At 67.5% G+C, this 7,089-nt stretch carries 7 protein-coding genes; 5 read left to right on the top strand and 2 right to left on the bottom strand.

What is annotated here, in order from left to right; translation table 11 throughout:
- Together I6U14_RS14655 and I6U14_RS14650 are read right to left on the bottom strand one after the other, a co-directional pair.
- A partial coding sequence (locus I6U14_RS14655) for an oligosaccharide flippase family protein (protein WP_296900258.1) occupies positions 1-528 on the bottom strand: 528 nt, incomplete at its 3' end.
- A 148-nt stretch (positions 529-676) separates the two neighbouring features.
- Positions 677-1,630, bottom strand: a complete 954-nt coding sequence (locus I6U14_RS14650; protein WP_296900257.1) for an acetyltransferase — start codon at positions 1,628-1,630, stop codon at positions 677-679.
- A 266-nt stretch (positions 1,631-1,896) separates the two neighbouring features.
- Between I6U14_RS14650 and rlmN the strand changes: the two genes are divergently transcribed.
- The 5 genes from rlmN to bamB form a co-directional block, all read left to right on the top strand.
- Positions 1,897-3,042, top strand: coding sequence for a 23S rRNA (adenine(2503)-C(2))-methyltransferase RlmN (gene rlmN, locus I6U14_RS14645; protein ID WP_296900256.1), 1,146 nt, complete (start codon positions 1,897-1,899; stop codon positions 3,040-3,042).
- Positions 3,039-3,806, top strand: coding sequence for a type IV pilus biogenesis/stability protein PilW (gene pilW / locus I6U14_RS14640; protein WP_296900255.1), 768 nt, complete (start codon positions 3,039-3,041; stop codon positions 3,804-3,806). The genes rlmN and pilW overlap by 4 nt, the downstream gene beginning before the upstream one ends.
- A gap of 58 nt (positions 3,807-3,864) precedes the next feature.
- Positions 3,865-5,130, top strand: a complete 1,266-nt coding sequence (hisS, locus tag I6U14_RS14635) for a histidine--tRNA ligase (protein ID WP_296900254.1) — start codon at positions 3,865-3,867, stop codon at positions 5,128-5,130.
- Between the two features lie 72 nt (positions 5,131-5,202).
- Positions 5,203-5,838: a tetratricopeptide repeat protein gene (locus I6U14_RS14630; RefSeq protein ID WP_296900253.1), complete on the top strand. Its 636-nt coding sequence runs from the start codon at positions 5,203-5,205 to the stop codon at positions 5,836-5,838.
- Positions 5,835-7,089 (top strand): outer membrane protein assembly factor BamB (gene bamB / locus I6U14_RS14625; protein WP_296900252.1); only part of this gene is annotated, 1,255 nt, incomplete at its 3' end. The genes I6U14_RS14630 and bamB, both read left to right, overlap by 4 nt.

Genomic DNA, 7,089 nt, shown 5'->3' with positions numbered 1-7,089 from the left:
CAAGGCCAAAAAATTGCAAAGCGTAAGGGCAAGCAATATCGCGAGTATCGCCCCGCCAGCAGCGGCGAGGACGCCGATCATTGCCGGCTTTCCAAACTCGAGGCGTTTTTCGAAAAGCACGAAACGGGGGTTTTCGAACCCCATTAGAATAGGGCCGATCGCCAGCCATTGCAGTACAGGCTTGACCGTCGGGTCACGGAACAAATCGGCTGCAGCTTCCGCGGACGCGAAGATGATCGCACCGAGGAAAAGGCCGCGCAATGCAGTGAGCGTGAAAGCGGTGTTGAAATGAGTGTCGTGCAGCTGTTCGTGGCGAATCAGCGCGGCGCCCATCGGCAGCCGAGTAAGCGCCTCGGACAGCCCGAGAACAAAGGTTGCCGCAGCGATGATGCCGAAATCTTCAGGGCCGAGTAAGCGTGCGAGTATAGGGAGGTTGATAAGCCCGACGCCGCGGAGCAGGATCTCCCCAAGAACCAAGAGCGCGGCTCCTCGCCCGACACGCGTCGAAATATCGGAAGCGCTGCTCATGCGTAGGCTGGTTCACTGCGGGGCTGTTCGCCAATCGCTCCGTGGCGCACTGCCTGAACGGCTAGGCGTCCATGCTTGAGCTTTTGTGACGCTGGGAAGGGCGGTCAGGTGGTCCGACCGGGTGTCCCGCCTTCGGCCCACGAAAAGGCTAAAATGCGTCAAGGTAGGCGCCGAGGAATCCATCCAGGTCCGCCTGCGGCAGGTGATTAATCCCCGCCGCCGCCTTACGGCCTCCGCCCGTTTCGAACTGCCGACACAGCGCGTCCGCCCCGTCGCGGGTACTGAGCGGTGCGCGGACACTGACCACGTAGCCGCCGTCGTCGCGCTCGGTGAGCATGGCGTGGGCGCGTTCCGGCTCCGCCTGGGCCAGCGCGTTGGCGTAGACGCCGCCGACTCGCCGGGCCCAAGGCGCGGCGGGCAGCATCACGTAGGTATGCCTTGGTCCCGGGTGGATCAGCTCGGCCGACTCGGCGCGGGCCATGTCGTCTCGATAGCCGTCTCGGAGCTGGTCGAAGGTCGGATCCGCGCGGGCAAACTCCAGCGGATCTGCATAGGGGGCAAGACTGCGAAAGAGCGCATCCGGCGCAAAGTGAAGGTCTGCCACCGTGGCGCCGTAGCTGTTGTAGTTGATCAGTATGCCAAGCTCGCGGAGCAGCGCGAGGTCCGCATCACTCAGCCCCAAGGGTGCGGCGGCGCGTGCTGCGGCTTCGTCGAAGTTGTCGCCGAAGGTACCGACAACGGCCCAAGCCCGCTGGGCGCCGCCCAGGTACTCGTCCACCAGCAGCGAGGTGCCCTTGTCGGGCAGGGTCTCGATATGGATATCGAGGGCAGGATGCGTCGGGATGTGCCCCGGATAGTGGTGGTCGAAGTACCGAATAGAGGCGCCGCCTTCCAAGAGCGCGACGCACGCATCACGGTTTTTGTCGAAGGAGATGTCGAGCACTGTCAGGCTGTCGCCGGCACGCGCCGGCACGCGCCCGACCAGCGCGATATCCCGCTTGACACCGGTCACGAGCACGGAGTCCCGCGGCTCGTTCAGATACAGCTGCTGCAGGGCGCAGATGCCGTCGGCATCGCCGTTGAAGACGTCGTACAGTGCCATGGGACTTGCTTGCTGGGCCATTTGGCTGGTCGGCGCGCAGATTACCTGCGCGCGGCGCAAAAGGCGAATGCGCGCTGCACGCGGTGCCCCCACTGGGCGGCTGCTGATGCTGCAAGGCCCCAACAATTGGACGCCTCCTGTATCGAATCCCTATACTTAAGGGTTTGGCAAGCGCGGTGCTGAAAGGACTCATAGCCCCTGATCCGCATAGAGACGGCGCCGGCCACGGCCCCGCGCAAGCCACTTCATCCTAAGCGGAGCAAGCCATGGCCGCCTACGAGCGCGTCGATGAGCGCCGAGATCTGCGCCCAGGCCTGGGCGCACAGGTGCCCCCGATTGTGCGCCAGAACCTGCTGAATCTCGACCAGCGCGGCTGCGAGGGCCTGGCGCAAACCCTCGGCTGCAAGCCTTTTCACGGCCGCAATCTGTTCAAGTGGATCCACAAGCATGGCGTCGACGACTTCGACGCCATGACGGACCTACCCAAGGCCTTCCGTGCGCGCCTTGCCGCCGAGGCAAGCATCCCCCGCCTGCCGGTTGCCGCCGAGAAGCCCTCGGCAGACGGCACCGTGAAGTGGCTTCTGGAGCTGCCGGACGGTCAGCGTGTAGAGACGGTATTCATTCCAGAGGAACGGCGCACGACGCTCTGTGTCTCGTCCCAGGTGGGCTGCGCGCTGGACTGCGCCTTCTGCGCCACCGCGCGCCAGGGCTTCAACCGCAACCTCAGCGCCGGCGAGATCATCGCCCAGGTCCGGCACGCGGTGCAGCGCATCGGCCGGGCGCCGAGCAACATCGTGCTGATGGGTATGGGCGAGCCGCTGGCCAATTTCGACGCTGTTGTCACCGCCACGGACGTGATGCGGGACGACCTGGCCTACATGCTGTCGAAATATCGGGTGACCCTGTCGACGTCCGGCATCGTGCCGAATATCTACCGCCTCGCAGAAGTCAGCGATGTCGCGCTGGCCGTGTCCCTGCATGCGCCGGACAACGCCCTGCGGGATGAGCTGGTCCCCATCAACCGCAAGTACCCGCTGGAGGAGCTTATCCCAGCGTGCCGCGCCTACCTGCGGGGCGACACGCGCCGGCGCATCACCTGGGAGTACGTCATGCTCGATGGCGTCAACGACAGCATCGCCCACGCCAAGGCGCTGATTCGGCTGCTTGAGGGCACGCCGTCCAAGGTGAATCTGATCCCGTTCAATCCATTCCCCGGCAGCGGCTTCGAGACCAGTCCGCCGGAGCGGGTGGACGCCTTCCGTCAGCGCCTGCTGCGCGCAGGACTGGTGGCGACGACGCGCAAGACGCGGGGTGATGAGATCGCCGCGGCCTGTGGGCAGCTGGTTGGGCGAGTACAGGATCGTCGCCGGCGCGTGCCCGCCATGTCACAGGCGGTGGCATTGCGACCATGATGACCTGCTCAGCAGCCCGCCCCGCACTCGCCGCTTTGCTGCTCTGTGGGGCTCCCATCCTCGCCGGCTGCGGCGGCGCCGAGGCCAAGCGGCAGGCAGCGGGCCTTGAGCCCGGTGCGAGCCCGGCTGACCTCTACGTGAACATGGCCGTCGCCTACTATCAGCGCGGCCAATTCGATGCCGCCTTGGAGCGGGGACTGCGTGCGGTCGATGAGGACAAGCGCAACGCTGACGCGCACTACGTGCTGGCCATCATCTATCAGCGCCTGGGCAAACAGGCCGATGCGGATCGCCACTTCGACAAGGCCCTGCGCCTGGATCCGAAGAACCCGGAATACCTCAACGCCCGCGGCACCATCCTCTGCACCCGCGGCCGCTACGACGAGGCCCTCGAGCAGTTCAAGGCCGCCGCGGCCAATCCGCTCTACGCCACGCCGGAGGTCGCACTGACGAATGCGTCCGACTGTGCGCGGCGCGCCAAGCGCAGCACCGATGCCGAGCGTTATCTGCGCGAGGGGCTGTCCCGCAACGCCAACTACCCGCCGGCGCTGCTCGCCATGGCCAGGCTCAACTACGAGCGCGGCCAATATCAGGCGGCACGCGACTATATTGCCCGCTACGGGCGCCTGGGGCGGGCCACGCCCGCGGCGCTGCTGCTCGCCCACCGGATCGAGGCGAAGGTCGGCAACAGCAGCTCGGCCGAGGCTCTCGCCGACACCCTGCGCCGGCAGTATCCGGATGCACCCGAGGTGATGGAGCTCTAACCAATCGCCCACGCCTCGCTGTTGTCCGCAACCCACAACGTCCGAAGTCCAACCGCCCATGCCCGAGCGACTGCAAGCGATCCGCGGCATGCACGATGTGCTGCCGGAGCGTGCGCCGATTTGGCAGCACCTGGAAGACACCGCCCGCGCCGTCATCGAGGGCTACGGCTACCGCGAGATGCGCACGCCGCTGCTGGAGCCCGTGGAGCTGTTCAAGCGCTCCATCGGCGAGGTGACAGACATCGTCGAAAAGGAGATGTACGCATTCGAGGACCGCGGCGGCGACCGCCTGGCACTACGCCCCGAGGGCACCGCGAGCTGCGTGCGCGCCGCCATCGAGCACGGCCTGCTCGACCAACCCCAGCGCATCTGGTATCGCGGCCCCATGTTCCGGCGCGAGCGCCCGCAGCGCGGGCGTTACCGCCAGTTCCATCAGATCGGCGTCGAAGTGTTCGGACTCACGGGGCCCGACATCGACCTCGAAGTCATCGCCATGACTCATCGACTGTGGCGGGCGCTGGGCCTCTCGGACCTGCGCCTGGAGCTGAACAGCCTCGGCGATACCGACGAGCGCATGCACTACCGGGCTGACCTCGTGGCGCACCTGCGCGCCCACGAGGCGGCGCTCGACGACGACAGCCGCCGGCGTCTACAGACCAACCCACTGCGAGTGCTGGACAGCAAGAACCCAGACCTGGCTCCAGTCATTGCCGCGGCGCCCAGCCTGCTGGACTACCTCGGCCAGACAAGCCGTGCCCACTTCGATGGCGTCTGCGCCGGGCTGGATGCCGCCGGCATCGCTTACCGCATCAATCCGCGCTTGGTGCGGGGCTTGGACTATTACAATCGCACCGTCTTCGAATGGATCACCGACGCCCTCGGCGCCCAGGGCACCGTCTGCGCGGGCGGACGCTATGATGGGCTGGTGGCCCAGCTGGGCGGTCGCGAGACGCCGGCGGTGGGCTTTGCGATGGGGACCGAGCGCCTGCTCGACCTCATCGATACCAGTACACTGCGTATCGGGCCGGACGCTTACCTGGTGGCTCTTGGGGAGGCCGCGGCCGCCGCGGCACCGGCCCTCGCCGAGCGCTTACGCGACGCCGTACCTGGACTCAAGCTCCTGAGCCATTGCGGCGGCGGCAGCTTCAAGAGCCAGTTCAAGAAGGCGGACAAGAGCGGTGCCCAGCTGGCGCTCATTCTCGGCGACGAGGAGGCCGCCGCCGGCACCGTCTCCTGCAAGCCGCTGCGCAGCGGAGGCGAGCAGCGTACGCTGACCTTTGAAGAGACTGTCGCCGCCCTGCGCGAGGCATGCACGACACGCTGACGCCGCCGCGCGCCCGCCGGCGCGGCAAGCCGCAACAGATGACAAGCACATCGCTCATACCACGGAGCAGTCATGGCAGAGCTGGACACTGACGAAGAAAAAGTCGAAGCCATCAAGCGCTGGTGGAAGGCCAATGGCCTCGCCGTCATCGGCGGCGTCGTCATCGGCCTCGGCGCCGTTATCGGCTGGCGCAGCTGGGTGGAATACCGCACCAACCTGGCTCAGCGCGGCAGCATCGCCTTCGAGCAATTGCTGATGACCGCTGAAGCCGGCGACACCGCATCCGCCGAGAAGCAGGCGGATGCCATCGTCGACACGTTCGCCTCCACACCCTACGCCATGTTCGCCGAGCTCACCCGCGCGCAACTGGCACTCCAGGCCGGGGATTCCGCCGGCGCCGAGGCCGCCCTGCGCGAGGCCATGGATCGAGCGCCCGACACGGCCCTCGCGAGCCTCGCAGCGCTGCGCTTGGCACGGGTGCAGATCGACCGCGGTGAGCTTGCAGCCGCCGCCGACACCATTGACCGTCACGGCGGCAACGCCGCGTTTGCCGGCGATTTCGCTGCGTTGAAGGGCGACATTGCCGCCGCCGAGGGCCGGGTCGAGGACGCCCGTGCGGCCTACCGGGACGCCCTTGATGGCGGTGCCGGCAACGCGCGGGTCATCGAGCTCAAGCTCCAGGACCTGCCCGCGGACGAGGCGTCATGACCCCGCGGGCGGTATCCAACGGCGGCCAACGGCGGTCGCTGACCCGGGTCGCCTGCGCCGCAGTGGCGGTGCTCGTGCTCGGCGGCTGCGCGCAACTACCCTGGCTCGGGGGTGAGCGCGACCCGACGCCGCCGACACCGCTTGACAAGAAAATGGCACAGCGGGCCACGCCGCAAGTTCTTTGGAAGACCCGCATCGGCAAAGGCACCGACGAGCGTCAGCTCCGCCTGCAGCCCGCTGTCGCCGGTGGGCGGGTCTACGCGGCGGACGCGAGCGGTGTCGTCGCCGCCCTTGCTGCCGCCGACGGGCGCGTGATCTGGGAGCGCAAGACCGCCTTCCCGTTCAGCGGCGGCCCCGATGTGCAAGGCGACACCCTGGTGCTGGGCTCGACCGACGGCGATTTGGTGGCCTACTCCACGCGCAACGGCAGCCAGCTGTGGCGCGCGCAATTGGACAGCGAGGTCGTTTCCATCCCGCGCATCATCAGGGACCTGGTGCTGGTGCATACCGTGGACGATACCCTCTATGCGTTCGCAGTGGCGGATGGTGCTGAGCGCTGGCGGTACAGTTTTCCCGCGCCGGTGCTGACGCTGCATGGCACCAGCTCTCCGGTCCCCACCGCCGAGGGCGCGATCGTCGGGGTGAGCGGCGGGCGCCTGGTGCATCTCGAGCTCGAGCGCGGGCTCCCGCTGTGGGAGGCCGTCATCACCCCACCGCGCGGGCGCAGCGAGCTGGAGCGCATCGCCGACTTGGACGCGGACCCTGTGGTGGTGGGCGGTACGGCTTATGTGGCCACCTACAATGGCGATCTCGCGGCCGTCGACGTCGCCACGGGCGATGTCCTGTGGCGCCGCGAGCTGTCGGCACATGCCGGCTTGAGCGCTGACGAGCGCGCCCTCTACATCACCGACTCGGACGACAACCTGTGGGCGGCCGATCCCACGGACGGCGCCGGCCTATGGCGCCAGGAAGGTCTCCGTTACCGGCGTGTGACGGCCCCCGCGCTGCTCGGGAACTACCTTGCCGTTGGTGATCTGGAGGGTTATGTACATCTGCTCTCGCGCCGCGACGGCGCGCTGCTCGGCTTCGAGCGGGTCAGCAAGGCCCGCATCGGGCACCGGCCGGTCGTCGCCGGCGCTGTGGCCTTTGTCTATGCCAACGACGGTACCGTCGCCGCGCTGCGCCCGAGCACCACAAGTGCTGCCGGCGGCGCCGCGGCGGTTGCCTCGCCTGATCTCGATCGGGACGAGC

This window comes from Thiohalocapsa sp. (genome assembly GCF_019695415.1).
Classification (GTDB): Bacteria; Pseudomonadota; Gammaproteobacteria; order Chromatiales; family Chromatiaceae; genus Thiohalocapsa.
Note: the sequence above shows the minus strand (reverse complement) of the source record. Positions and strands in the feature narration are given on the sequence as shown.